A 24,835-nucleotide genomic window follows, 5' to 3' on the forward strand; every position below is an offset into this window, starting at 1 on the left:
TGCGGCACACGAAGGCTATCCAATGAACACCTCTTCCGCCCTCATCACCGGACGCTGCACGCTGGTAGGCGCCGGCCCCGGCGACCCGGAACTGCTGACCCTGAAAGCCGTCAAGGCGATCCAGGCAGCCACGGTGCTGCTGGTGGACGACCTCGTGAACGACGAGATCCTGGCTTACGCGCGGCCCGGCGCACGCATCGTGCACGTGGGCAAGCGCGGCGGCTGCAAGAGCACGCCGCAGGCCTTCATCGAACGGCTGATGATCACCGCGGTGCGCGAAGGCGAGACCGTGGTGCGGCTCAAGGGCGGCGACCCTTTCATCTTCGGCCGCGGCGGCGAAGAGGTGACGCACCTGCGCGAAGCGGGCATCGAATGCGCGGTGGTCAACGGCATCACCGCCGGCCTGGCCGCCGTGACCTCGCTGGGCGTGCCGCTCACGCACCGCGACCACGCGCAGGGCGTGGTGTTCGTCACCGGCCACGCCAAGACCGGCGCCGGTGCCGCCGAAGACCCGACCGACTGGCGCGCCCTGGCCGCGACCGCGTACAACGCGCGGCTCACGCTCGTGATCTACATGGGCGTGGCGGGCGCCGGCCACATCGAACGCGAACTGCTGCAGGGCCTGCCCGGCGACACGCCGGTGGCGGTGATCCAGCATGCGAGCCTGCCGCACCAGCGGCACATTGCGACCACGCTCGACAAGCTGCAGAGCGGCATCGCCGACGCCGGCCTTGCGAGCCCGGCGGTGATCGTGGTGGGCGACGTGCTGCGCGGGCTGGCCGCCGCGGCGCTGCCGGTGCCGCAAGCGGCGGACCGCTTCGGCACCTGACTACGCCGACGCGCGGCGCCGCTCACCCGAGGTACGGGTGCTCCGCCGGGAACAGTGCCCGCTTGACGAACCTGCGCCACTGCGCAGGTGCGCGATCACCCAGCACGATCAGCCCCGCGCTGTAGGCCTGGGCCCGGTACTGCACCGTCAGGCCCGCGATCGCGTCTTCGGCACGACGCGCATCCTGCGTGGTCTTGAGCACGGTCACGAATTCACGCACCTTGCGCGCGTCTTCGGGCGACATGTACTTGAGCAACTCCATCGGCTTGTCGGCAGACCGTCCGTGCTTGATCGCCAGCCCGATGGCGGGAAGCAGCGCGTCGAAGTCGTTGACCGTGATCGAAGGAGAGGCCTCCAGCGCCTTGGCCACCTGTTTCTGGTTCGCACCGTCGGATGCGCCGATGAGCACCAGCAGCCGAACCGGCGGTTGCGTTCCCGACGTGGCGAGTCCGAAGGCCTTGTCCAACTGCCCCTTGCTCATGGCGATGTAGCCGAACGCGGAGCTGTCCGGCGGAATGTCCTTGCCGGTCTCCAGGATCTGCTGGATCTGCAGGAAGCTCGACTTGCCCCGGAGATCGTCGAGCGATGCCGACTCACCCTGTTCGACACGCCGGATGCGCGCAAGGTCGTCGGTGGTGACGGTGCTGAGGAACGGCGCCTTGGCGCCGGCGCGTTCATAGGCCCGCCGCGCTTCGGGCCAGGCCTGCTCGCCAGCCCACGCATGACCCGCGGCATAGGCAAACCAGGCGCTGTCGGGATGCTCGGCGGCACCCTTCTTGAACGCGACGTCCTTGGCGGCTTGGTCGCTCATGCAGCGCACCACCAGGTAGCCCAGGTCGCTCACGCCCGGGTTCGCCCGCGCCAGCGCGCGATGCCGTTCGCAGATGCTTTCGCGCGCTTCAGGCGAGCTCGCAAGGTTCTGTTGCTCGCGCAGCGAGACGACCTCCAGCGGCGCACGCGCCACGCGCTCGTCGACGATCTGCGCATAACTCTCGGGAGCCTGCTGCTCGGCCGCCGCCAGCCATTCGAGCAGGTAGGCCGACTGGCCCGAATCCCACTTGCCGTGCGCCTCGATCAGCGCCTTGCGGTCGCTCTCGGCATCCACCATGTTCAGGTTGTTGTTGGCTGAGCGGGTTTCCGGGCCGCTGACGACCGAGCGCGTACCGCCACCACTGCCCTTGCTGGTGGTGATCTGCCGGGGCGGCGGTTCGAACAGCGCATCCGCGGACTGCGTCGACCAGCGAGGCGCGCCGAGCTTTCTCTCGGGCGGCTGGGTTGCCTGCCCATACACCGCCGTCCACGCGACCATCGGCGCCGCCCCGGCCACGTTATAGACATAGCGCACCCCGATCAGCTCCGGGTTGGCCGAGAACGATTCGATCTCCTGCCCCTCGACCGTGCGCGCGCCCAGCGTGATCTTCTTGTCGGCCTCCACCTCGAAGGTGCGCTTGCCGCCCGGTGGCAGCGTCGCGCTGCTGCCGCCAACGCGCACCTTCACCTCGCGGTCGAGCCCGTTGTAGGCAACCACGCTGGCGCTGCCCAGCGTGGTGCTGATGCCCATGAGGCTCGCGATCACGCCACCGGCCACGGCCAGCCGCGCGGCGCCGGCCCACCAGCCGTCGGCCGTCTGGAAGCGCGACCACGCATCGAGCTTTTTCTGGCGCGGGCGCTCCTGCCCGTTCGTCAGCGTGGCGTAGGTGCCCGGCAACACCGGCGCGGGCGGCACCTCGCCGGCCGGCGCCTGCGACAGGGCCACGTCGCCCAGCCGCGCCTCGGTGCGCAGCAGCTGGTCGAGTGCCGCGCGCCGCAGGCTGCCGAGCGCACGCACCATCGGCCGGACCCAGCTGTCCGAGGCCTTGAGCCACTCGTTGATGTTCTCGCGCGTGGGGTAGCCGAAGTTGAATTCGCCCACCATCGCCGACCAGCTCTCGTGCCCCATGAGGGCCAGCGCATCGGGGCCGGCCTCGATGCCAGGCGCATCTTTCGCGATCTCGGCCATGCCGGTGAAAAGCGCGCTCGCGTTCGCCACCACGCGCTGGGCCTCGGCCTCGTTGGTCTTGCGCTTGGCGGTGACCATGGCCAGCGTGTTGAGCATGGCCGACTGCAGGTCGATCAGGTTCGCTTCGACGTGCTCGGCGTAGTGCAGCAGCCGCAGCTGGGCCAGCCAGCCGGCCTCCCATTCGGGCCCGAGCACCGCGGCCAGCGCGCGTGCGGTGGAGCGGCAGAGGCGGTCGTGCGTTTCGAGTTCGCGCTCGACCTCGGCGATGTCGCGCGCCACCTCGTCGATGGCACCCGCCAACTCGCGCTTCTTGATGGCCTTGCCGCGATGCTCCAGGCGCGGCCCTTCGCTGCGGGCGATGCCGTCCTGCACCGCCACCAGCGCGGCGCGCTCGTGCAGCAGCGCATCGAGCCGTTCGAGCGCGCCCGACAGCGATTCCGGATAGAGCCCGGGCAACGCGGCCGCAGCCTGCGAGGCACCGATGCGGTCGAACAGTTGTTCGGCCGTGTGCTGCGATCGGGTGACGGCCCGCCCGAGGTACACGCCGCGGTAGCGCCGCTTGTACGACTCGCGGTTGTATTCGGCGTCGAGCGCCTCCTGCATGGCTTCGCGCGTGGCGGTCTCTGGCGGCGGAACGACGTGGCTGATGAGTTCACGGCAGTTCCGCTCGCGAAAGGCCTGGGCTTCGTCGAACAGCGCCCAGGCGGAGTCTTCGCAGGCTTCGGCCGCCAGGTAGACCTTCTTCGCGTTGTCCTCGCGCTCATGGCTGGCCGGGTGCGTGGCCCACATGCGCGACACCGACACCCGGTCGCGCTTGAAGATGCGATGCGCGGCCGGGCCGTCCGCCGGCACGGGTGGTGGCACGCCATAGCCGGGGTCGTCGTAGATCACCCGCAGCTTCTGCAGGATGGTCGACTGGAGGTCGTAGAGGTCTGGCGCCGCACGGCCCTTGTGCAACTGCTGGTTGGCGAATTCGAGGGTTCGGTCCCAGGCGGCGTCGGCGGCCTGCATCTTGTAGAGCGCGTCGATCAGCGCATCGCTGCCCGCCAGGCTCACCGACACGCGGTCGGCCTGGAACTCCATCTCGCGCGACAGGGCGCGGTCGGCCAGCACCACGACGCGGAACAGGCTGTCGACCACCGAGCGGATCGACCACACCAGCAGCGAGAACAGCCAGCCGATCCAGGCAATGCGCACGTCGGTGCGCGAGAGGCCTTCGAGAAAGCGGTCGAGCCCGTCGCGCTTGGCCACGATGTGCGCCGCGATCTGCTGCGCCAGGTACACCCAGCGGCCGACCGCCATGCTGCGCTGCGCGAAGTGCCCGAACTCGTGCGCCAGCACCGCCTTGAACTCGGAGACGGTCAGCACGTTGACCAGCGGCAGGCCGATCTCGAGGTTCTTCTTCGACGGAAGAAAGAAGTTGAGCAGCGAGAGGTCGTAGAACACCGCCGCATTGACCCGCGACGACACGTACACCTTGGCGGGCCGCGGTGCGCGGGCTTCGTCGGCGAGCCGGTGGAGGAAGGCAAAGAGCCGGGGCTGCTCGGCCGCGGTGATCTCGGTCAGGCCGCCCATCTGTCCGCGCCGCACGAACACCAGCGCCTTCAGCATGAACACCGCGAGGAACGCCGCGCCCAGGCCCACGAGCGTCAGAAGCATTCCGTCGCGCGAGCCGTAGATCGAGGCACGTATGGAAAAGTACGCTTTCCAGGCCAGCCAGCCCGAGAACAGAAGATAGGCCAGCACGAACGCCAGCAGCGCCACCATCGCAAACCAGGCATGCCGCCGGTAGGCGGGCGATGCTTTGGCGAGCTGATTCCCTGCGTCGGCGGGGCCCGCCGGATAAAGCTGATCCACCATGTGTTTTCCCTCTTCCTCGCACAACAAATCGTCGTTCTTCGGACCTGTGGATCGCATCGCTGGTCCATGCCACCGATAATTCCACTTCGCTGTGTGCGGATTCTTACATCCGCAAAAGAAACAAATAGAGGGGAAAAGTGCTCGAGAAACTCAATGAATTCACGGAAAGCCACGGCGAACTGCGCCGCGGCCAGGGGCTGGTCACAGGAACGATTGCGCTGAGCCTGGGCATCCTGTGTTTTCTGGGTGTACTGGCCTTCCACTTTCCGCAGTACCTGACCACGCCGGAGTTGCGCAAGAGCTACAACGTCGACGTCATGCGCTACATCCTGCTGGTGGCCCTGGTGATCTCGGGCGGGCTGTCGCTGGTCAACATCATCTTCAACCGGTCGCGCTGGCTCTCGTCGGCGGCCTTCCTGCTGGTGGCGTCCTCGGCGCTGCTGGGCGGGCACAAGGTGCCGGTGCACGACTTCGCAGACCACACGCCGTACATCGGCCTGGACTGGTTCATCCTCGACCTGCTGGGCTCGTCGCTGATCTTCATCTTCATCGAGAAGCTGTTCGCGCTGCGCAAAGACCAGCCGGTGTTCCGCGAGGAGTGGCAGACCGACTTCCATCACTTCGTGGTGAACCACATGATCGTGGGCTTCGTGCTGCTGGCCACCAACCTGCTGGTGCACAAGCTCTTCGGCTGGGCCGCCAACGACGGCATCCGCGGCTGGATCGGCAACCTGCCGTTCTGGGCCGGCCTGCTGTCGATCATCCTGGTGGCCGATCTCGTGCAGTACTGGACGCACCGCGCATACCACGAGGTGCCGGTGCTGTGGCGCCTGCACGCGGTACACCACAGCGTCAAAAGCATGGACTGGATGGCGGGCTCGCGCCAGCACATCCTCGAGCTGCTGATCACGCGCACGCTGGTGCTCGCACCCATCTACGTGCTGGGCTTCAGCAAGGAAGTGATCGACGCCTACATCGTGGTGGTCGGCTTCCAGGCCGTGTTCAACCACTGCAACGTGAGCGTGCGGCTCGGGCCGCTGCGCTACATCATCGTGACGCCCAACTTCCACCACTGGCACCACAGCCAGGACCAGGAAGCGCTCGACAAGAACTACGCGGCGCACTACGCCTTCCTCGACTACCTCTTCGGCACCGCCGTCAAGAGCACCAAGCTCTGGCCCGAAAAGTACGGCGTGCTGGGCGACTACGTGCCCAACGGCTTCTTCAAGCAGCTGAAGTTTCCGTTCGTCTGGAAGGGATGATGCGCGCCGCTCTCAAGACCGCCGCGGTCGTCCTCGCCGCGGGCGCCGCCCTGCTGCTCACGGCCTGCGCCACACGCCTCGAACTGCCCACCAAGGACGCGGGCCTGCGCCTGCGGGTGCAAAGCTCGGTCATCGCGCCGGGCAACGGCGGCGAACTCATCGCGGCCGATGCGCTGGAGCCCGGCGACATCCTGCTGACCTCGATCGCCACGGTCAATTCCTTCGGCATCCGGCTGGGCACCTTCTCGCCGGTGAGCCATGCGGTGCTCTACCTGGGCGACGGGCAGATCGCCGAAGCCGTGGGCACGGGCGTGCGCGCGCGGCCGCTGGCCGAGGTGGTGGACGAAGAACAGATGGTCGTGGCCTTTCGCGTGCCCGGTGTCGATGCCGACAGCGCGGCGCGCATGCGCGCCTGGGCGCTGTCGCAGGTCGGCGCACGCTACAACACCGTGGGCGTGCTGCTCAATGCACCGTTCGTGCTGAATCGCCGCCTGTGCGAGTTGCCGCTGGTACCGGCCTCGGTCAGCAGTTTCTGCATGAGCGGCATGGCCATGGTGCAGCTGGGCGCGAGCCGCAACGACCAGTTCTTCTGCTCGCAGTTCGTGCTCGAGGCCTACAGGCAGGCCGGCTTGCCGATCACCAGCGCCGATCCGCGCTGGGTGAGCCCGGCCGACCTGCTGCACATGCGCGAAGGCGACGTGCCCTCGATTGCCGCGACGCAGCCGCTGCGCTACATCGGCCACCTGAAGTACAACCCGCCGCCGGTGCTGGCGTCGGATGGTCCCTGACTTGAGCGCGCCCGTTCAATTCGACGTCGTCGTGATCGGCGCCGGCGCCGCCGGGCTGTTCTGCGCCGGCGTGGCCGGCCAGCGCGGGCTCAAGGTGCTGCTGGTCGATCACAGCGAAAAAGTCGGCGAGAAGATCCGCATCTCGGGCGGCGGCCGCGCCAACTTCACCAACCGCGACCTCGACGTGCGCGCGCCGCAACGGCACTTCATCGGCGACAACCCGAATTTCTGCCGCTCCGCCCTGTCGCGCTACGCGCCCCAGCAGTTCATCGATCTGGTGCAGAAGCACGGCATCGCTTTCCACGAAAAGCACAAGGGGCAGCTGTTCTGCGACGGCTCCTCGCAGCAGATCGTCGACATGCTGTTGGCCGAATGCGACGCCGGCGGCGTCGAGCGCTGGCAGCCGTGCAAATTGGGGAAGATCGCATTTTCTGCCCCATCCGCTGATGAAACGGTCGCCGGAAGCTATCAAATAGATAGCAATCGAGGTTTCATCGAGACCCCGAAGATCGTGGTTGCCACCGGCGGCCTGTCGATTCCGCAGATCGGCGCCAGCGACTTCGGCTACCGCATCGCCGAGCAGTTCGGCTTGCGCGTCGTCACGCCCCGGCCGGCGCTGGTGCCGCTGACTTTCGGCGGCGACGCCTGGGCGCCCTACGCCGAACTGGCCGGCCTGGCCCTGCCGGTGCGGATCGAGACCGGTGCAAAGAAGGAAAAGATGGCCTTCCTCGAAGACCTGCTCTTCACCCACCGGGGCCTCTCGGGCCCGGCGGTGCTGCAGATTTCGAGCTACTGGAAGCCCGGAACCCCTTTGACCCTCGATTTCGCACCCGGCGTGGACGTGGCCGAAGCCCTGGGCGAGGCAAAGCTCCGTTCGAAGAAGCGCATCGCCAACGAACTCGCCACGCTCGTGCCCTCCCGGCTGGCGGACGCCTGGGTCGGGCAAGACCCGGCCCTGCAGCGCCCCGTCAACGAGGCGGCCGACAAGGCGCTCGCGGCGCTTTCCGAGCGGATCGCCCGCTGGCAGATCACCCCGAGCGGCACCGAGGGCTACAAGAAGGCCGAAGTCACCGCAGGCGGCGTCGACACCCGCGACCTGTCTTCCCAGACCATGGAATCGAAGCAGCCGGGCCTGTTTTTCATCGGCGAAGTGGTCGATGTGACGGGTTGGTTGGGCGGATACAACTTTCAATGGGCATGGGCTAGCGCCCATGCGTGCGCAACCGCGCTATAATCGCGGGCTAACTTTTGGCCTTCCCTCAACGGCCGCAAAAATTTTTCAGTTGAGGAACCCCGGCTTTGGGCCTCGATCTCCCTGAGCCAACTTCAGTTCAACGAATCATCAATGACCACCATCCGCGTTAAAGAAAACGAGCCCTTCGACGTCGCTCTGCGTCGCTTCAAGCGCACCATCGAAAAGCTCGGCCTGCTGACCGACCTGCGCGCCCGCGAGTTCTACGAAAAGCCGACGGCCGAGCGCAAGCGCAAGAAGGCAGCCGCCGTCAAGCGCCACTACAAGCGCGTGCGGAGCATGCAGCTCCCCAAGAAGCTGTACTGAGCAAGCCCCAAGGCGGCTGGCCTTTGACGCAAGTCACCGCCAGCGCCCGGTTGCTACGGCCGCGCCAGGGAAACCTGCCGCGGCTTTTGTTTTTTCCAAAGGATCCCCAATGACCCTCAAAGAACAGATCACCGAAGACATGAAGACCGCGATGCGGGCCAAGGACTCCGAACGCCTGGGCACCATCCGCCTGCTGCTGGCCGCGCTGAAGCAAAAGGAAGTCGACGAGCGCGTCGAGCTCGACGACGCCATGGTCATCGCCATCGTCGACAAGATGGTCAAGCAGCGCAAGGACTCGATCGCCGCGTTCACCACCGGTGGCCGTGCCGACCTGGCCGACAAGGAAAGCGCCGAGATCAAGGTGCTCGAGGTCTACCTGCCCCAGCGCATGAGCGCCGAAGAAGTCGCCACCGAAGTGAAGGCCATCGTGGCCGAACTGGGCGCCTCGGGCCCCGGCGACATGGGCAAGGTGATGGGCGCGGTCAAGACCCGCCTGGCCGGCAAGGCCGACATGGGCCAGGTCAGCGCTGCGGTCAAGGCCGCTCTGTCGGGCGCCTGATGAGCGACAGCAGCAACCCCTCGGTCACGATCCCCAAGGCCTGCGCCTGCCTGGTCGACGCCAGGGGCCGGCTGCTGGTCTTTCGCCACCCCGAAGACGGCAACATGCAGTTGCCCAAGGGCACCATCGAGCCCGGCGAATCTCCCGAGGTGGCGGTGCGCCGCGAGCTGCTCGAAGAGTCGGGCATCGCCTATGCCGGCGCGCTGCATTCCCTTGGCACGCTCGATCGCGAATGCGAAGCCGGCGTCGAAGGCAACACGCACCGCCATCCGCAGCTGTGGCACCTGTTCCTGATGCGCGCCGATAGCGCGCTGCCCGAAACCTTCGAGCACACGGCCACCGGCAGCCCCGAAGAAGAAGGCCTGGTGTTCCTGTTCAGTTGGCTCAACGCCGGCGACTCCATCGAAGACTTCGCCCTGCCCTACCGCCAGACCATCGCGCGCGTTCGCGCCGCCTTGCTCGAGGCGGCCTGAACCCCGGGGCTACTCAGGCCATGGCGCGAACCGCCATGTACAGCCCCAGCAGCGCCAGCCCGATCAGGAAGCAGCGCCGGAACACCGCCACCGAGAGCCGCTGCCGCAGCCAGGTCCCGAACACCATGCCGACGATGGCCGGCACCAGCATCGCAACCGATCCACCCACCGCCGACGCTGGATAGCTCCCATTGCCCGCCAGCCCGATGGCCAGCACCACGGTCGATGTGGTGAACGAAATCCCCATCGCCTGGATCAGCGAATCGCGCTGGAAACCCAGCGCCTGCAGATAAGGCACCGCCGGCACCACGAACACGCCGGTCACCGCCGTCACCAGACCCGTCGCGGCGCCCACCAATGGCCCCATCCAGCGTTCATGCGCCGGCGGCACATGCAATTGTCGCCCGGTCAGTCCCCAGAGCGCGTAAGCCACCAGCGCCGCCCCGAGCGCCACCGAAGCCCACGCCCCAGCCGGCACGCCGAGCCACAGCGCGCCACCCAGCGTCCCCACCACGATCCCGACCTGCATGCCGCCGATGCGCCGAAGCACCGGCATGAAGGTCGCCCGCGGCCCGGTCTGCCAGATGTTCGTGACCAGCGACGGCACGATCAGCAGCGCCGCCGCGCGCACCGGCGCCATCCACAGCGCGAGCAGCGCCATCGACACCGTCGGCAGCCCCAGTCCGATCACGCCCTTGATCACGCCAGCCAGCAGAAAGACGGCGGCGGCCGCGGCCCAGTGGCTCATCCATTCGTTTGAAATCGTCATTTCCGGGAAGTCTGCCGACCGGCGCCGCGCCTGAAAATGCGGAACTCGCACAGCCAGCCTCAGGCACAGACTGAGGCTGCCGTGCTACCTTGCGGCCCATCATGCGATTCGATCTCACCGACCTGCGGCTCTTCCTCCACGTCGTCGAGGCCGGCAGCCTGACTGCCGGCGCACAGCGCTCGCACATGACGCTCGCCTCGGCCAGCCAGCGGGTGCGTGGCATGGAAGACGCGCTCGGCACGCCGCTGCTCACCCGCCACGCACAGGGCGTGCGCCCCACCGAGGCCGGCCGCACGCTGCTGCACCATGCGCGCGTCGTGCTGCAGCAGATGGAGCGGCTCCGCGGCGAACTCGGCGAGTACGGCCAGGGCCTGAAGGGCCACGTGCGCTTCATGTGCGGCACCTCGGCGCTGACCGAGCACCTGCCCGAGGTGCTGAGCCGCTTTCTCGCGGAGCATCCGCGCATCTCGGTCGACCTCGAAGAACGCGCCAGCCCCGACACCGTGGAAGCGCTGCGAGGCGGCCTGTGCGACATCGGCATCGTCTCCGACGCCATCGACAGCGAGGGCCTCGAATGCCATCCCTTTCGCCGCGACGACCTCGTGCTGGTCATGCCGCGCGGCCACGCGCTGGCCGCGCGCCGGCGCGTGCAACTGGCCGATGTGGTCAACAGCGAATTCGTGGGCCTGCCCGCCGACAGTGCGCTGCAGCAGTTGATCACGCAGCACGTGCGTGCGCTCGGCAAGCATCTGGCCTACCGCGTGCGGGTTCGCAACTTCGAGGCCGTGTGCCGCATGGTCGAGTACGGCATCGGCGTGGGCATCGTGCCGCAGACCGCGGCCGAACGTTGCGCCCGTTCGATGAAGATCGCGCGGGCCTCGCTCACCGATGCCTGGGCCGAACGCACGCTGATGGCCTGCGTGCGCTCGTCGGAAGACCTGCCGCTCAATGCCCGGCGCATGCTGGAGCATCTGATTGCAGCGCCTCCGGAAGACCTCACGAAGAAGTGAGAGGCCTCCCGGGTGCACCGCGCCTTGCGCGAGGTGCACACGTTGAACGGACGCCGAAGAAATCAGGCCGCCACGGGCTCTTCCGGAAACTCGATCTGGATCTTCACATCGGTCGCCCTGCCCGCGGCCGCCTCCTCAAAGGCCCGGACGCCATCGTCGAACGCGAAGGTGCGCGAGATGAACGGCTTCACATCGACCTGCCCCGACGCAATGAGCGCCAGCGCGCGCGGGAAGATGTTGGCGTAGCGGAACACCGACTCGATGCGCACCTCTTTCGCCTGGATCGCCACGATATCGAAAGGCACCTTGGTTGCGGGGATGCCCACCATCACGAGGCAACCGCCCGGGCACAGCAGGTCGAAGATGTTGTCGAAGGCGCGTGCGCTGCCACTGGCCTCGAACACCACGTTGGCGCCCCAACCATCGGTCAGGGCCTTCACGGTTTCGGCAAGGTTCGCGTCGCGTACGTTGACCGTGGTCACGGCCGGGTTGCCGGCGAACAGCGCCAGCTTCTCGGGCACGAGGTCCGCCAGGATCACGCGCGCCGCGCCACCCGCGAGTGCGGCCAATGCGGTCATGGCACCGATGGTGCCGGCGCCGATGACGACCGCCACGTCGCCGGGCTTCAGCGCCGCCTTCTTCGCAGCCTGCAGGCCGATGGCCAGCGGCTCGACGATGGCACCCTCGCCGAAGCTCACGTTGTCGGGCATGCGAAAGGTGAAGGCGGCCGGGTGCACCACGAAGGGCGTGAGGCAGCCATGGATGGGCGGCGTGGCCCAGAAGCGCACGGCCGGGTCGAGGTTGTAGATGCCTTCAAGGGTGGCGCGTGAATCCATCTGCGGAATGCCGGGCTCCATGCAAACGCGGTCGCCGGGCTTCAGGTGCGTGACCTCGGCGCCCACTTCCGTCACCACGCCCGAGGCCTCGTGGCCCAGGATCATGGGCGCGTCCACGATGTAGGGGCCGATGCCGCCGTGCTGGTAGTAGTGCACGTCGCTGCCGCACACGCCCACGGTGTGCATGCGGATCTTCACGTCGCGCGGGCCCACGTGCAGGGGCACGTCGATGTCGCGCAGCGCGAGCTCGTGCGCCTTTTCCAGAACCAGTGCTTTCATTTCCATCTTTCTGTTGTCCTTGGGATTGGTGTGTGGTGCGTCAATGCAAAGCGGCGTCGCTGCGCAGCAGCGAGGCGCCGGTGTCGATGTCGAACAGGTGCACCTGCGCCGGATCGGCGACGAAGCCGACGCGATCGCGCACGCGCGGGCATTGCGCGGATGGCATCAGCGCGGCGATCTCGTCGACCTCCTTGTTCTGGCCAGGGCCGAAGCTCACCAGCACTTCGTTGCCGAGGTATTCGATGAGCTGCACCTCGCCGAAGAAGCCGCCGCCCCGGCCGCCTTCGGTGTCGACACGCAGGTGCGCGGGCCGCACGCCCAGCGTGACGCGCTCGCGGCCCGCGAGCGCGAAGCGGCGCGCGTCCACGTGCACCGTGCCCCCTGCGCCGGCCAGCTCGAAATGCCCGCCCACGTCGCGCACCGACATCTCGACGAGGTTCATCGGCGGCGTACCGATGAAGCCGGCCACGAAGGCCGAGCACGGCCGCTCGTAGATCTCGCGCGGGGAGCCGACCTGCTCGATGCGCCCGTCGCGCAGCAGCACGATGCGGTCGGCCAGCGTCATGGCCTCGTGCTGGTCGTGCGTCACGTAAACGGTGGTGGTCTTCAGCGACTGGTGCAGCTTGGCGATCTCGATGCGCATGTGGTTGCGCAGCTTGGCATCGAGGTTCGACAGCGGCTCGTCGAACAAGAACACCTTCGGCGTCTTGATCATGGCGCGCGCAATGGCCACGCGCTGCTGCTGGCCGCCCGACAGCTCGGTGGGCTTGCGCTGCAGGTAGCGCTCCAGGCCCAGCGTGTCCGACACCTCCTTGATGCGCAGGTCGATCTCGGGCTTGGGCACCTTCAGGCGCTTGAGCCCGAAGGCGATGTTGTCGCGCACGCTCATGTGCGGATACAGCGCGTAGTTCTGGAACACCATGGCGATGCCACGCTCCTGCGGCGGCAGGTCGTTCACGCGCTGGCCGCCGATCAGCAGGTCGCCACCCGAGATGTCTTCCAGGCCCGCGAGCATGCGCAGGATGGTCGACTTGCCGCAGCCCGAAGGGCCGAGGAACACGACGAACTCGTTGTCGGCCACGTCGAGGTCGAAGGGGTGGACGACCTGCGTGTCGCCATAGCGCTTGATGATGTTGTGACAGCTGATTGCGGACATGTTGTTCTTTGAAGAAAAAGGAATCGCCTGGCTCAGGCCGCGTCGCGCTTGCGCTTGAAGGCCGCATTGAGGAAGCCGCTGAGCACGCCGACCATCAGGAGCGGCGGCAGCGACAGCAAGATGACCGAGGCGTTCAAGATGCCCCAAGGCACGTCGCGCCCGAGCTGGCTCAGCTCCGAGGCCACGATGGGCAGCGTCTTCGCGTCCGACGTGGTGAGCATCAGCGCGATGAGGAACTCGTTCCACACCAGCACGAAGCCGAAGGCGATGGCCCCGAGCAGCGAGCGCGCGGCAATGGGCAGCGCCACCTTGAAGAAGATCGCGTAGGGCCCGTAGCCATCGACGCGGCCCGCCTCTTCGACTTCCTTGGGCACGGCCTTGAAGGCGGGAATGGCGAGCCAGATCACGGTCGAGAGCGTGAGCAGCGTGTAGGTGACGATCAGCGCGAAGCGGGTGTCGTACAGCTCCAGCTGCAGCCAGATGACCATGAGCGGAATCGCCACCGCCACCGGCGGCAGGAAGCGCATCGACAGCACGAAGAACTGGATGTCGTTGGCCCAGCGCAGCGGATAGCGCGCCAGTGCGTAGGCGGCGGGCAGCCCGAGCACCGCACCGGCTACCACGGCCGCACCGACCACGACGATCGAGTTGAGCAAGCCCTGCGCCACCGCTTCGCGGCTCAGCACGTAGACGTAGTTCTCCAGCGTCGGCGTGAAGATGAACTTCGGCACGGCCGAGACGATATCGACCCGGTTCTTGAACGAGTTGAGGAAGGTCCAGAGCACCGGCACCAGCGCGGAGAGCCCGGCGCCGACGAGCACCAGCCGGGCGAGCAGCGTGCCGAAAGAGAACGGTTTTTTTCTCGAGATGGTCATGAGGGCCGCGTCCATTTCCAGATGTAGGTGAACGCCACGGTCGAGGCGACCATCATCAGCACCGCCATGCTCGATGCGTACGAGATGCGGCCCGACTCGATGAAGCCCTGCGAGAAGGCATACATGTCCAGCGTCTCGGTCGAGATGCCCGGGCCGCCGCGCGTCATGACGTAGATCAGGTCGAAGGCCCGCAGCGACTCGACCATCTTCACGAAGGTCAGGCTGATGAGCGGCGCCTTCAGCATCGGCAGCGCGACGTAGGCGTAGACCTCCCACGTCTTCGCGTGGTCCATGCGCGCGGCCTCGAAAGGCTGCGGCGGCAGCGTTTCGAGCAGCTTCAACACGATGACCGCGAAGAACAGGCCCCACTGCCACACGTCCACGAAGGCCACCGTCAGCAGCGCGGTGAGCGGGTTGGCCAGGAGGTCGAGCGGCTCGCCCGTGATGGCCTTGTACGGCCACGTGAGCAGGCCGAACAACGGGTGAAAGGCGAACTTCCACACGAAGGCGGCCGACACTCGCGGCAGCAGCACCGGCACGATGAACAGCATGCACAGCACGTTGCGCCAACGCGCCGTGGTGCACTGGAACAGCAACACGCCCAGCAGCACCGCCAGCACCATCGTCGCGCTGACCGTCACCACTTCCCAGGTGAGCGACACGCCCACCGAGTTGATGAAGCGCCGGTCGGAAAACAGCTGGATGTAGTTGGCGAACCAGACCCAGCCCGAATCGGCCTGGCCCAGCTCGCGGTCCTGCAGCGAGATGCCGATCGCGAACAGCGTCGGCACCAGCGCCAGGACCGCCAGCACCAGCAGGCCCGGCCCGATGAAGACGACCGGCAGCCTTGTTTTTCTTCTCTCCCTTGCAGCCATTACTTCTTGCGCCGTGCGATCAGCTGCTTGGCGTAGGCGTCGAGTTCGTCGAGCCCGCCCTGGATGTCGGTGCGCGAGCCGGTGATGAGTTCTTCCAGGATGATCCCCCAGCGGTCGCCGAGGTCGGGCCATGCGGCGTCCTGCCAGAAGTTCACGGCCGTGACCTTGCCGGTGTCGGCCAATGCCTTGCCCAGGTCAGCGCCATAGCGCTTGGCGAACTCGGGGCTGCCCAGCACGCTGGTGCGGTTGAGTTCGCCGAACTGGCCTTCGGCAAGGCGGCGCTGCTCCTGCTTCTTCGAAGTGGCCCAGGCGATGAAGAGACCCGCGCACTGCTTCGCCTCTTCGGTCTTGTTGGCCTTGGTGCCGATGGCCAGGCCGTGGCCGTAGCCGCCGCCGGTCAGCGGCGTGGGTGGCGGCAGGTAGGCGACCTTGCCGATCACGGTCGACATCTTGGGGTCGAGCGCATTGCCGGCCAGCGGCGTCGACTCGACCAGCATCGCGACCTTGCCCGCCAGGAAGGCACCGGTGGATTCGTCCCAGCCGCCGGTCTTGGTGCCGGGCGCCGAGTACTTGAACAGTTCGAGGTAGGTCTGCGTGGCCTTCACCGCGGCGGGCGAGTTGAAGACCGGCTTGTCGCCGTCGAACCATTGGCCGCCATAGCCGCGGAAGAACGGCATCCAGCGCCACACGTTGGCGCCCGAGCCGCGCTGGCCGCGCAGGGCCACGCCGTAGACGCCGTTGGCAGGGTCGTTGAGCTTCTTCGCGGCGGCGACGAATTCGTCGAGCGTGGTCGGCGGCTTCACGCCGGCCTTCTCGAGCAGGTCCTTGCGGTAGACCAGCAGGTCGCCGCCACCGGTGAGCGGCGCGAACCACGCCTGGCCGGCGAAGGTCGCGACCTTCTGGCGGCCCGGGTCGAAGTCGGCGTAGTCGTAGTCCGCCGGGTAGTACTTGGCCAGCGGCACGATCCACTTGGACTGCGCGAACAGCGGCACGTTGGCCTCGTCGACGTAGTACACGTTGTACTTGCCGACGGTCGAGGCGTCGGCGCGCGTCTTGGTGCGGCGGTCGTTCTCGTTGAGGTTGTCGATGTTGAACGAGACGCCGCTCAGGGCCTTGAACTCGTCCTTGTACTTCTCGAGCAGGGTCAGCCCGTCACGGGGCTGGGACAGGACGCGCACGTCCTCCTTGCAGACCTGTTGGGCCTGGGCCGCGCCGCCCCATGCGCCCAGTGCCGCGATCAGCATCGCGCAGCCCACCATCCGGTGCCGGTTTTCTTGAACAGCCATCGCTTCGTCTCCTTTGAGCCTGTCGTGGATTGCCGGCAAATCGCGGCAGGAACAGGTGGCACGAAGCGTAGGCACCGGCAGCGCGGTGCCGCGTACACGCGAGCCGGAGCGCTGGTATTTTCATGACCACCCGGCTCGGGGTTTTGCCGGAGGCAGATGCGTATCGGTCGCCTCGCGGTGTGGGCAAACCGCATAGGGTTTGCCCGATGCAGTTCCCTTCCATCGCGCCTGTACCTCCTTCGTATCGATAGCAAAACGAAGGTGTGAAGGCCGCACGCGCGCGCGCAGAAAACCTGCGGTATCGACTACTTCCCACGTATCGACGCTCCATGGCATCCCGGCTGTAATGCACGCGGCCAATGACCGCTGCCACAAGCGGCGGTCGGGCCGGTATGTGTCTACCCCTTACATCACCTTTTGTGGAATGCCTATGAAAACCAGACTCAGAGTTCTCGTTGTCGCCCTGCTGACCGTGGCGGGTCATGTCGCCTTCGCCGCCGAGGCGGACCGACAGGCAGCCGTCGACCGCGCACTGGCGTTGATCCAGAGCAACCCGTCGAACTTCAACGTCGCGGCGCCCCCTGCGGCCTCGCCGTCACCCTCCTCGCCCTCGGGCCGGTCGATGGCATCCGGTGCGGCCGCCAAGCCGGCACTGCCTGGCAGTGGCGATCAGTTCAAGGCACGCGACGTGATCGTGGACAAGGACGGCACCGAGCACGTGCGCTTCGACCGCTATCACGACGGCCTGCGCGTGATCGGCGGCGACGTGATCGTGCATTCGAGCCAGGGCCGGCTGCTCCAGTCCGACCTGACGCAAAAGAGCGCCATCCGCCTGCCCGAGACGCTGGGCAAGGCCGGCGGGCGCACCGTGATCCAGAACGCGCCCGACATCGGCGCCGAGCGCGCAAAGAGCATTGCCGCGCAGAGCTTTGCCAGCGCGGTGATGCGCTACGGCACGCCCGAGCTCGTCGTCTTCGCGCGCGACGAGACACCGGTGCTTGCCTATGCGGTGCGCGTGTACGGCAGGGCCACCGCGGCGCACGGAAGCGCCGTCGTCTACTACGTCGACGCGCGCGACGGCAAGCTGCTGGACGCCGAAGACCTCGTGCACACCGCGGCTGCGATGGGCACCGGCAAGTCGCTCTACTACGGCGACCTGCAGATCGCCACCGACCAGACCGGCAACAACGCCTATCGCATGGTCGACCCGACGCGCGGCGGCGGCGAAGTGATCGACGGGCGCGACGCGGTGTACACCGACCTTGCGGACTCGCCCGACCTGGCGCCCTTCACCAGCCCCGACAACAAGTGGGGCAACGGCACCACCACCGACCGCAAGACCGTCGCGGTCGACATCAACTACGGCCTGGCCAAGACCTGGGACTACTACAAGGACACCCACGGCCGCAACGGCATCTTCAACGACGGCAAGGGCGTGCAGAGCTACGCGCACGTGCTGTTCCTCAACCAGGACGGTTCCACCACGGGCGCGAATGCCGCATGGCTGAGCGAGGGCCGCATGATGGCCTACGGCGACGGCGAGGCAGGCACCGCGCTGCCGAAGCCGGTGGTGTCCATCGACGTCGCCGGGCACGAGATGAGCCACGGCGTGAACCAGGCCACCGCGAACCTGGCCTACTCGCGCGACGCTGGCGGCCTGAATGAAGCGAACTCCGACATCTTCGGCACCCTCGTCAAGTTCTACGCGAACAACGCGAACGATCCGGGCAACTACGTCATCGGCGCGCGGATCCTGGCCGGCGGCCTGCGCAAGATGTACAAGCAGGACGTCGACGGGCGCTCGTACGTCTGCTATCCGCAGGGCGGCTTCAAGAGCACGCAGGTGAATCCCCGGCACGACCCGCACCTCACGTCCGGCGTGGGCAACCGCTTCTTCTACCTGCTGGCCGAAGGCGCGGTGGTGCCCACGGGCGAAAGCAGGCTGGCGAAGAGCGACCTGGTGTGCAACGGCGATACAAGCCTTGCAGGCATCGGGCGCGACAAGGCCGGCAGGATCTGGTACCGCGCGCTGACGGTGTACCTGAACTCCAGCTCGACCTACCCGAATGCCCGCGCGGCATCGATCCGCGCGGCCACCGACCTGTACGGTGCCAACTCGGCGGAGCAGGCGGCCGTCGCCCGCGCGTGGAGCGCGGTGTCGGTGCAATGACCTCCTGATGTGATGCGATGAAGCGGAAGCCGGCGCGGCATTGCGCCGGCTTTCGTCGGAACGCGCGTGCGACGTGTACGACGCATGCTTGCGGCATGGCTTTGCCCTCATTGGTTGCAATATAAAACCAGATCACTAGAATTCATCTGGTCTTTTTTTGCAACCACAGCCGGCCACCGCCGCACGTTCCATGACCCACTACCGCACCACCACCATCGACGGCCTGAAGATCTTCTACCGCGAGGCAGGCGACCCCGCGCTGCCGGCCCTGCTCCTGCTGCACGGCTTTCCGGCCTCGTCCTTCATGTACCGGGAACTGATCGAGCGACTGGCCCACCGCTTCCACGTCATCGCACCGGACTACCCCGGCTTCGGGCACAGCGAGGCGCCGTCGGTCGCGGAGTTCAACTACACCTTCGACAACCTCTCGGACGTCGTCGGCAAGCTCGTCGACCAACTCGGCCTCAAGAGTTACGGCCTCTACATGCAGGACTTCGGTGGCCCGGTCGGATTCCGGCTGGCCACGCACCGGCCGGACAGGATCGACTTTCTGGTGGTGCAGAACGCCAATGCCTACGAGGAAGGCCTGCCGGACAACTTCTGGGGGCTGGCCCGCGCGTTGTGGAAAGACCCGTCGACGGCCAACTACGCCAGGGTCCGCGAAGCCGCCATGTCGGACGAGGCCCTGGCATGGAACTACACCCACGGCGTGAAGGACGTGGAACGCATCGCCCCCGACAGCTGGCTGCTGCAGCGCGCCCTGCTGGCACGCCCCGGCAACAAGGATGCGATGGCCGCGCTGCTGTACGACTACAAGAACAACCTGCCGCTCTACCCCGTCTGGCAGGCCTACTTCCGCCAGTACCAGCCGCCGATGCTGGTCGTCTGGGGCGCCAACGACGCGATCTTTCCGCCGTCAGGTGCCTACCCTTACCAACGCGATCTCAAGCGGGTCGACTTCAAGCTGCTCGACACCGGCCATTTCGCGCTCGAAGAGCTCGGGGAAGCCATCGCCGTTCACATCGCGCATTTCCACGATGCGCTGAGCGCCTGAAGTCCGCGCCGCCAGGAAACATCGCCATGGACTTGAACGTCGACTCGGCAACGGCCGAGGCCCATCGCTGCCCCGCGCCATCGATATCGGGTGCGCTGGCACTGCTGTTCGCAGTCGCCTGCGGACTCGCGGTGGCCAACGTCTACTACGCCCAGCCGCTGCTGGACACACTGGCCGACACCTTCGGCATCCGGCCCGCCACGGTCGGCGCAGTCGTCACCATCACCCAGGTCGGCTATGGCCTGGGGCTCCTGCTGGTCGTGCCGCTGGGCGACCTGATCGACCGGCGGCGATTGATCGTCGGGCAGTTGCTGCTGTCGGTGGTCGCATTGCTGTGCGTCGCGCTGGCGCCGCGCGCGGCGATCCTGTTGCCGGCCATGGCCGCCGTGGGCGTGCTGGCGGTCGTGACGCAGGTGCTGGTCGCCTACGCAGCGAGCATGGCCCCGCCGGGCGAGCGCGGGCGTATGGTCAGCACCGTCACCAGCGGCATCATCCTCGGCATCCTGCTGGCGCGTGCCGTCTCGGGCAGCCTGTCGGATCTGTTCGGCTGGCGCGCGGTGTACCTCGCGTCCGCGGCGGCCACGCTGGTGGTGTCTGGGCTGCTGTGGATGGCGCTTCCGAGGCACGCGCGGCCGGCCACGGGCATGTCGTACCTGCAGCTGATCCGCTCGGTGTTCACGCTCTTCGCGCAGGAGCCGGTGCTGCGGGTCCGCTCGGTGCTCGCGATGCTGATCTTCATGGCCATCACGATGATGCTCACGCCGATGGTGCTGCCGCTGACGGCGCCGCCGTTCTCGCTCTCGCACACGCAGGTGGGCCTGTTCGGCCTGGCGGGCGTTGCCGGCGTCCTGGGTGCCGCGCGAGCGGGCCGTCAGTCGGACCGCGGACGCGCGCAGCGCATCACCGGCATCGGGCTGGCGGCGATGCTGCTGTCGTGGGCGCTCATCGCCTTGTTGCCGTGGTCCATCTGGGCGATGGTGGCCGGCGTGGTCATGATCGACTTCGGGCTGCAGTCGGTGCACGTGGCCAACCAGAGCCTGATCTATCGCGTGCGGCCGGAGGCCCAGAGCCGGCTGACCGGCGGCTACATGATCTTCTATTCCATCGGCTCGGCCACCGGGTCGATGGCCTCGACGATGGTGTACGCCCATGCGGGCTGGAACGGCGTCTGCGCGGCGGGAGCGCTCGTCAGTGGGCTCGCGCTGGTGTTCTGGGCGATGACCCGGCACCTGACGCCGGAGGATTCAAGACCCTGAGGCCGCTGCCGCTGCTGCCGCGGCGGTGCAGGTTCAGGCCGTGGTCGCGAGCGGCGTGTTCTGCGCCGTGCGCAAGCCGAAGCGGTCCTGCGCCTGATGCCGATAGGCCGAGGGCGTCATGCCCTTGAGCTGCAGAAAGCGCCGGTTGAAATTCGCCAGGTTCGAGAAGCCCACCTCGTAGCAGATGTCGCTCACCAGCTGGTCGGACACCTGCAGCATCTCGCAGGCCTTGGCGATGCGCAGGCGCGTGACGAAGTCGGTGAAGGTGGCGCCCATGTGCTTGTGGAAGTAGCGCGAGAAGCTGCTCTCGGCCATGTTGGCCACGGCGCACACGGCCGGCAGCGAAAGCTCTTCCGTCAGGTGCTGGTCGAGGTAGTCGAGTACGCGGCGCATGCGGGTGTTGGCGCTCGGGTCTTCGCCCGCCGGCTCGGCGGCGCTGGAAATCTGCCGCCAGTCGGGCCAGTTGGCCAGCTCGTGCAGCAGGCCGATGAACTCGGAAAGCCGCGCCATGCCCTCCTGCGCCTGCACGCGCCGGAAGCGCTCGCGCACCAGGTCGCCGATGCCGAAGAATTCGACGCCGAGCCGGGCCCGGTCGAGCAGCGGCACCACCGCCTCCAGCTCGGAGAACAGGCCCACGCCCTTGCGCAGCGGCTCGTCACGAAAGTGGATGACCATGCTGCGCTCGGCAATGCCCTCGGGCGGCACGTCGTGCGAGATCCAGGTGTGCGGCAGCCGCGCGCCCACCAACGCCACGTAGCCCGGCTCGAAACGGCCGATGTGGTTGCCGACGAAGGCATCGCCGCTGCTGCGGTTGATGCACTGCAGCTCGTACTCGTCGTGGTAGTGCCAGCAGTCGAAGGGCCAGGGCACACCGTGGTGCAGGCACCGCACCGAACCGCCGCGTGCCGGCTCGAAGCCCAGCCGCGGGTCGCGCAGCAGTTCGTGCTCGAGTTCGGGTTTGCGTGCGGCGTGCTGTCTGCTCATCCTGAATGTCCCTGCCTGAAACGAAGCCGGGGTCTTTCGGGTCAGCGCCGCAATCGCAGTGGGCTGTGGCGCCGGCTCAGGCGCCGGCCACCTTCATGCGGTTCACCAGCACCGACCCCGTGGTCTTGGCACCGAAAGTGTAGGCATCCGCGCCGATGGCTTCAATGCCCATCAGCATGTCCTTGAGGTTGCCGGCAATGGTGATCTCCTGCACCGGGAAGGCGATCTTGCCCTTCTCGACCCAGAAGCCGCTGGCACCGCGCGAGTAGTCGCCGGTCACGTAGTTCACGCCCTGCCCCATCAGCTCGATCACGAAAAGGCCGGTGCCCAGCTTGGCAAGCATCTCGTCGAGGTCGTCGGTGTGCTTCGTCAGGCGCGAGCTGAGCGTCAGGTTGTGCGAGCCGCCGGCGTTGCCGGTGGTCTTCATGCCCAGCTTGCGGGCCGAGTACGTCGAGAGAAAGTAGCCTTCGAGCCGGCCGGCATCGACCACCTTGCGCGCGCGGGTGACCACGCCTTCGTCGTCGAAGGGCGAGCTGCCCTTGCCGCGCAGGATGTGCGGGTCTTCGGCAATGTCGATGTGCTTGGGCAGCACGGGCTTGCCCAGCGAATCGAGCAGGAAGGTGCTCTTGCGATAGAGCGCACCGCCGCTCACCGCCTGCACCAGCCCGCCCAGCAGGCCCACGGCCAGGGGCGACTCGAACAGCACCGGGCATTCGGTGGTCTTGATCTTGCGCGACTTCAGGCGGCTCAGTGCCCGTTCGGCGGCGTAGCGGCCCACGGCCTGCGGGCTGGCCAGTTCGTCGGCGGCGCGCATCGAGCTGTACCAGGCGTCGCGCTGCATTCCGTCGCCCTTGCCGGCGATGGGCGCCACCGAGATCGAATGCCGCGAGCTGGCATAACCGCCGCGAAAGCCGTGCGTGTGGGCGCTGAAGAAATGGCTCTGCTGGGCCGAGACGCCGGCGCCTTCGCTGTTGGTGATGCGCTTGTCGGTCGACAGGGCGGCCTCTTCGCACTCCAGCGCCAGCCTGGCGGCCTGTTCGCTCGTCACGTCCCAGGGGTGGAACAGGTCGAGCTCGGGGTAGTCCTTGGCGATGTCTTCCTCGTCGGGCAGGCCGCTCACCGGGTCTTCGGCCGTGAAGCGGGCGATGTCGTAGGCCGCCTGCACGGTCTGCTTGATGGCGGCTTCGGAGAAGTCGGAGGTGCTGGCGTTGCCGCGGCGGTGGCCCACGTAGACCGTGATGCCGAGCGACTTGTCGCGGTTGCGCTCGACGTTTTCCAGCTCGCCCTTGCGCACCGACACGCTCAGGCCGCAGCCCTCGGAGGCCTCGGCCCCGGCGTCGGTGGCACCGAGCTTCTTGGCATGCGCCAAGGCGGTGTCGACCAGGTTTTCGAAGAAGGAGCGGCTGTAGGCGAAGCCGGAATCGGCGCGCGAGGAGGATGTCGTCATGTGGTGGCTATGATACTTGCGCCCCCTATTTCTCGTTTTCCCACTGTCTGTTGCGCACATTGCAACGCCGCACGGTGCGGCCCAGAATCCAACTCCATGTCCCGCAAACCCAAAAAAGGCTATTTCGTCCGTGGCCAGTTCGTTGCCGAAGGCAGTGAACTCGACCTTGAACTCAAGCGCGAGCTCAAGGGCACCGACGATGCCAGCCGCACCGACCTCAAGCGCGAGAGCGACGAACTGCAAAAACTCGGCACCGAGCTTCTCACCCTGCGTGCCGCCCTGTTCGATGCCCTTCCGCTGGACGAAAAGCTGGTCGACGCCATTGCCGAGGCCAAGCGCATCACCAATTTCGAGGGCAAGCGCCGCCAGATGCAGTTCATCGGCAAGCTGATGCGCAAGCTTGAGCCCGAGGTGCTGGAAGCCGTCAAGCTCGCCCTGACCGAGCAGAACACCGTGCCGGCCGCCGAAACCGCCGCGCTGCACGAAGCCGAGCGCTGGCGCGACCGCCTCATTGCCGACGACGACGCACTCGGCGGCTGGATCGAAACCCACCCCGCCACCGACTCCCAACAGCTGCGCGCGCTGGTGCGCCAGGCCCGCAAGGACATGAAGACCGGCCCCGCCGGCGAAGCGCCGCGCCAGGGCAAGGCCTACCGCGAGATCTTCCAGCTGGTGCGTGCGCAACTGGCGGTGCATGGCGGTGCCGACCATGCGGCGGCAGCGGCTGCACAAGACCGGGAAGAGGACGCATGAACCCCCTGTCTTTCTCCCTCCCCTTCCGGGGGAGGGCCGAGGTGGGGGCACGACGGCCTCTGATCGTGCGCAGTGCTTCATCGAAGGCCGAGAGCCCCCATCCCCACCTTCCCCCGGAAGGGGAAGGCGCAAGACCATGAGCGCGTTCGACCCTGTCCGCATCGGCATCGTCTCCATCAGCGACCGCGCATCGAGCGGCACCTACGAAGACAAGGGCCTGCCCTCGCTGAAGGAATGGCTCGGCCGGGCGCTGAAGAACCCGATCGAATTCGAGCCCCGCCTGATTCCGGACGAGGCCGCCGGCATCAGCGCCGCGCTGATCGAGCTGGTCGACGCCGGCTGCTCGCTGGTGCTCACCACCGGCGGCACCGGCCCCGCCCTGCGGGACGTGACGCCCGAAGCCACGCTGGCCGTCGCCCACAAGGAAATGCCCGGCTTCGGCGAACAGATGCGCCAGATCAGCCTGCGCTTCGTGCCGACCGCGATCCTGTCGCGCCAGGTGGCGGTGATCCGCGACAAGAGCCTGATCATCAACCTGCCGGGGCAGCCGAAGTCGATCGCGGAGACGCTCGAAGGGCTGAAGGATGCGGACGGTACGCAGCTCGTGCCGGGCATCTTTGCGGCGGTGCCTTATTGCATCGACCTGATCGGCGGACCGTACCTGGAAACCGACGACACGGTCTGCAAGGCCTTCAGGCCGAAGTCGGCAATCCGCTCACGCTGAGGCGAACGGCCTCCGGCGAAGACAAGAGACGGG

22 protein-coding genes are annotated in these 24,835 nt (G+C 67.2%); 13 read left to right on the plus strand and 9 right to left on the minus strand.

Features of this window, described 5'->3' with window-relative positions:
- The first annotated feature begins 22 nt into the window (after nt 1-22).
- Entirely contained in the window at nt 23-829 is an 807-nt protein-coding gene (gene cobA / locus ACGLHS_RS23265; protein WP_394483644.1) for a uroporphyrinogen-III C-methyltransferase, read from the plus strand.
- Nucleotides 830-851: 22 nt separating this feature from the next.
- Here cobA and ACGLHS_RS23270 read toward each other — a convergent pair whose 3' ends face one another.
- Nucleotides 852-4,688, minus strand: coding sequence for a M48 family metallopeptidase (locus tag ACGLHS_RS23270; RefSeq protein WP_394483646.1), 3,837 nt, complete (start codon nt 4,686-4,688; stop codon nt 852-854).
- A gap of 137 nt (nt 4,689-4,825) precedes the next feature.
- Between ACGLHS_RS23270 and ACGLHS_RS23275 the strand changes: the two genes are divergently transcribed.
- The 6 genes from ACGLHS_RS23275 to ACGLHS_RS23300 all read left to right on the plus strand — a co-directional run bounded on the left by ACGLHS_RS23275 (nt 4,826) and on the right by ACGLHS_RS23300 (nt 9,328).
- Nucleotides 4,826-5,950, plus strand: a complete 1,125-nt coding sequence (locus tag ACGLHS_RS23275) for a sterol desaturase family protein (protein WP_093239254.1) — start codon at nt 4,826-4,828, stop codon at nt 5,948-5,950.
- Nucleotides 5,950-6,738: a YaeF family permuted papain-like enzyme gene (locus ACGLHS_RS23280; RefSeq protein WP_093239252.1), complete on the plus strand. Its 789-nt coding sequence runs from the start codon at nt 5,950-5,952 to the stop codon at nt 6,736-6,738. Before ACGLHS_RS23275 ends, ACGLHS_RS23280 begins: the two co-directional genes overlap by 1 nt.
- Entirely contained in the window at nt 6,728-7,972 is a 1,245-nt protein-coding gene (locus tag ACGLHS_RS23285; protein WP_394483649.1) for an NAD(P)/FAD-dependent oxidoreductase, read from the plus strand. The genes ACGLHS_RS23280 and ACGLHS_RS23285 overlap by 11 nt, the downstream gene beginning before the upstream one ends.
- A 111-nt stretch (nt 7,973-8,083) precedes the next feature.
- Nucleotides 8,084-8,296, plus strand: a complete 213-nt coding sequence (gene rpsU / locus ACGLHS_RS23290) for a 30S ribosomal protein S21 (RefSeq protein ID WP_007833691.1) — start codon at nt 8,084-8,086, stop codon at nt 8,294-8,296.
- 109 nt (nt 8,297-8,405) lie between these two features.
- Complete coding sequence (locus ACGLHS_RS23295) at nt 8,406-8,855, plus strand: GatB/YqeY domain-containing protein (protein ID WP_093239249.1); 450 nt, start codon at nt 8,406-8,408, stop codon at nt 8,853-8,855.
- Nucleotides 8,855-9,328 carry an NUDIX domain-containing protein gene (locus ACGLHS_RS23300; RefSeq protein WP_394483651.1) on the plus strand — a complete coding sequence of 158 codons (474 nt, stop codon included), beginning with the start codon at nt 8,855-8,857 and terminating at the stop codon, nt 9,326-9,328. The genes ACGLHS_RS23295 and ACGLHS_RS23300 overlap by 1 nt, the downstream gene beginning before the upstream one ends.
- A 13-nt stretch (nt 9,329-9,341) precedes the next feature.
- Here the strand turns inward: ACGLHS_RS23300 and ACGLHS_RS23305 are convergent, their stop codons facing one another.
- Complete coding sequence (locus tag ACGLHS_RS23305; RefSeq protein ID WP_394483653.1) at nt 9,342-10,097, minus strand: sulfite exporter TauE/SafE family protein; 756 nt, start codon at nt 10,095-10,097, stop codon at nt 9,342-9,344.
- Nucleotides 10,098-10,198: 101 nt separating this feature from the next.
- Between ACGLHS_RS23305 and ACGLHS_RS23310 the strand changes: the two genes are divergently transcribed.
- A complete protein-coding gene (locus ACGLHS_RS23310) occupies nt 10,199-11,107 on the plus strand; it encodes a LysR family transcriptional regulator (protein WP_394483654.1) in 909 nt (302 codons plus the stop codon).
- Nucleotides 11,108-11,169: 62 nt separating this feature from the next.
- On the opposite strand, the gene ACGLHS_RS23315 is transcribed toward ACGLHS_RS23310, so the two are convergent.
- Genes ACGLHS_RS23315 through ACGLHS_RS23335 form a run of 5 tightly spaced genes read right to left on the minus strand, consistent with a single transcriptional unit; the run spans nt 11,170 to nt 16,414 of the window.
- A complete protein-coding gene (locus ACGLHS_RS23315; protein WP_394483656.1) occupies nt 11,170-12,222 on the minus strand; it encodes an NAD(P)-dependent alcohol dehydrogenase in 1,053 nt (350 codons plus the stop codon).
- A gap of 40 nt (nt 12,223-12,262) precedes the next feature.
- Complete coding sequence (locus ACGLHS_RS23320; protein ID WP_394483658.1) at nt 12,263-13,378, minus strand: ABC transporter ATP-binding protein; 1,116 nt, start codon at nt 13,376-13,378, stop codon at nt 12,263-12,265.
- A gap of 32 nt (nt 13,379-13,410) precedes the next feature.
- Complete coding sequence (locus ACGLHS_RS23325; RefSeq protein WP_093239481.1) at nt 13,411-14,253, minus strand: carbohydrate ABC transporter permease; 843 nt, start codon at nt 14,251-14,253, stop codon at nt 13,411-13,413.
- A complete protein-coding gene (locus ACGLHS_RS23330) occupies nt 14,250-15,128 on the minus strand; it encodes a carbohydrate ABC transporter permease (protein WP_394483661.1) in 879 nt (292 codons plus the stop codon). The genes ACGLHS_RS23325 and ACGLHS_RS23330 overlap by 4 nt, the downstream gene beginning before the upstream one ends.
- A complete protein-coding gene (locus ACGLHS_RS23335) occupies nt 15,128-16,414 on the minus strand; it encodes an ABC transporter substrate-binding protein (RefSeq protein ID WP_394483663.1) in 1,287 nt (428 codons plus the stop codon). Before ACGLHS_RS23335 ends, ACGLHS_RS23330 begins: the two co-directional genes overlap by 1 nt.
- A 430-nt stretch (nt 16,415-16,844) precedes the next feature.
- Between ACGLHS_RS23335 and ACGLHS_RS23340 the strand changes: the two genes are divergently transcribed.
- The 3 genes from ACGLHS_RS23340 to ACGLHS_RS23350 all read left to right on the plus strand — a co-directional run bounded on the left by ACGLHS_RS23340 (nt 16,845) and on the right by ACGLHS_RS23350 (nt 20,894).
- The gene (locus ACGLHS_RS23340; RefSeq protein ID WP_394483665.1) at nt 16,845-18,584 is read left to right on the plus strand and encodes a M4 family metallopeptidase; all 1,740 of its coding nucleotides are present in this window, start codon (nt 16,845-16,847) and stop codon (nt 18,582-18,584) included.
- A 190-nt stretch (nt 18,585-18,774) separates the two neighbouring features.
- On the plus strand, nt 18,775-19,638 hold the full coding sequence (locus ACGLHS_RS23345; RefSeq protein ID WP_394483667.1) for an alpha/beta fold hydrolase: 864 nt from the start codon (nt 18,775-18,777) through the stop codon (nt 19,636-19,638).
- A gap of 26 nt (nt 19,639-19,664) precedes the next feature.
- Nucleotides 19,665-20,894, plus strand: coding sequence for an MFS transporter (locus tag ACGLHS_RS23350; RefSeq protein ID WP_394483669.1), 1,230 nt, complete (start codon nt 19,665-19,667; stop codon nt 20,892-20,894).
- 33 nt (nt 20,895-20,927) lie between these two features.
- Here ACGLHS_RS23350 and ACGLHS_RS23355 read toward each other — a convergent pair whose 3' ends face one another.
- Both ACGLHS_RS23355 and pmbA read right to left on the minus strand, forming a co-directional pair.
- Nucleotides 20,928-21,878 (minus strand): helix-turn-helix domain-containing protein, encoded by a 951-nt coding sequence (locus ACGLHS_RS23355; RefSeq protein ID WP_394483671.1) that lies wholly within the window; start codon nt 21,876-21,878, stop codon nt 20,928-20,930.
- A 76-nt stretch (nt 21,879-21,954) separates the two neighbouring features.
- A complete protein-coding gene (gene pmbA, locus ACGLHS_RS23360) occupies nt 21,955-23,325 on the minus strand; it encodes a metalloprotease PmbA (RefSeq protein ID WP_394484330.1) in 1,371 nt (456 codons plus the stop codon).
- A gap of 96 nt (nt 23,326-23,421) precedes the next feature.
- Here pmbA and yjgA point away from each other — a divergent pair, with 96 nt between their 5' ends.
- Complete coding sequence (gene yjgA, locus ACGLHS_RS23365; protein WP_093239230.1) at nt 23,422-24,078, plus strand: ribosome biogenesis factor YjgA; 657 nt, start codon at nt 23,422-23,424, stop codon at nt 24,076-24,078.
- Nucleotides 24,079-24,253: 175 nt separating this feature from the next.
- Complete coding sequence (mog, locus tag ACGLHS_RS23370; RefSeq protein ID WP_394484332.1) at nt 24,254-24,802, plus strand: molybdopterin adenylyltransferase; 549 nt, start codon at nt 24,254-24,256, stop codon at nt 24,800-24,802.
- Nucleotides 24,803-24,835 lie beyond the last annotated feature (33 nt).

The organism is Variovorax sp. VaC1, assembly GCF_043658315.1.
Taxonomy (GTDB): Bacteria; Pseudomonadota; Gammaproteobacteria; order Burkholderiales; family Burkholderiaceae_C; genus Variovorax.

Bases quoted from the DNA above. Each gene is read 5' to 3' on its own strand.
- ACGLHS_RS23305 (WP_394483653.1), bottom strand. From the start codon at position 10,097: ATGACGATTTCAAACGAATGGATGAGCCACTGGGCCGCGGCCGCCGCC.
- ACGLHS_RS23310 (WP_394483654.1), top strand. From the start codon at position 10,199: ATGCGATTCGATCTCACCGACCTGCGGCTCTTCCTCCACGTCGTCGAG.
- ACGLHS_RS23300 (WP_394483651.1), top strand. From the start codon at position 8,855: ATGAGCGACAGCAGCAACCCCTCGGTCACGATCCCCAAGGCCTGCGCC.
- ACGLHS_RS23320 (WP_394483658.1), bottom strand. From the start codon at position 13,378: ATGTCCGCAATCAGCTGTCACAACATCATCAAGCGCTATGGCGACACG.
- ACGLHS_RS23340 (WP_394483665.1), top strand. From the start codon at position 16,845: ATGAAAACCAGACTCAGAGTTCTCGTTGTCGCCCTGCTGACCGTGGCG.
- ACGLHS_RS23285 (WP_394483649.1), top strand. From the start codon at position 6,728: ATGGTCCCTGACTTGAGCGCGCCCGTTCAATTCGACGTCGTCGTGATC.
- rpsU (WP_007833691.1), top strand. From the start codon at position 8,084: ATGACCACCATCCGCGTTAAAGAAAACGAGCCCTTCGACGTCGCTCTG.
- ACGLHS_RS23345 (WP_394483667.1), top strand. From the start codon at position 18,775: ATGACCCACTACCGCACCACCACCATCGACGGCCTGAAGATCTTCTAC.
- ACGLHS_RS23325 (WP_093239481.1), bottom strand. From the start codon at position 14,253: ATGACCATCTCGAGAAAAAAACCGTTCTCTTTCGGCACGCTGCTCGCC.
- ACGLHS_RS23280 (WP_093239252.1), top strand. From the start codon at position 5,950: ATGCGCGCCGCTCTCAAGACCGCCGCGGTCGTCCTCGCCGCGGGCGCC.
- yjgA (WP_093239230.1), top strand. From the start codon at position 23,422: ATGTCCCGCAAACCCAAAAAAGGCTATTTCGTCCGTGGCCAGTTCGTT.
- ACGLHS_RS23295 (WP_093239249.1), top strand. From the start codon at position 8,406: ATGACCCTCAAAGAACAGATCACCGAAGACATGAAGACCGCGATGCGG.
- ACGLHS_RS23270 (WP_394483646.1), bottom strand. From the start codon at position 4,688: ATGGTGGATCAGCTTTATCCGGCGGGCCCCGCCGACGCAGGGAATCAG.
- ACGLHS_RS23315 (WP_394483656.1), bottom strand. From the start codon at position 12,222: ATGAAAGCACTGGTTCTGGAAAAGGCGCACGAGCTCGCGCTGCGCGAC.
- ACGLHS_RS23350 (WP_394483669.1), top strand. From the start codon at position 19,665: ATGGACTTGAACGTCGACTCGGCAACGGCCGAGGCCCATCGCTGCCCC.
- pmbA (WP_394484330.1), bottom strand. From the start codon at position 23,325: ATGACGACATCCTCCTCGCGCGCCGATTCCGGCTTCGCCTACAGCCGC.
- cobA (WP_394483644.1), top strand. From the start codon at position 23: ATGAACACCTCTTCCGCCCTCATCACCGGACGCTGCACGCTGGTAGGC.
- ACGLHS_RS23335 (WP_394483663.1), bottom strand. From the start codon at position 16,414: ATGGCTGTTCAAGAAAACCGGCACCGGATGGTGGGCTGCGCGATGCTG.
- ACGLHS_RS23355 (WP_394483671.1), bottom strand. From the start codon at position 21,878: ATGAGCAGACAGCACGCCGCACGCAAACCCGAACTCGAGCACGAACTG.
- ACGLHS_RS23330 (WP_394483661.1), bottom strand. From the start codon at position 15,128: ATGGCTGCAAGGGAGAGAAGAAAAACAAGGCTGCCGGTCGTCTTCATC.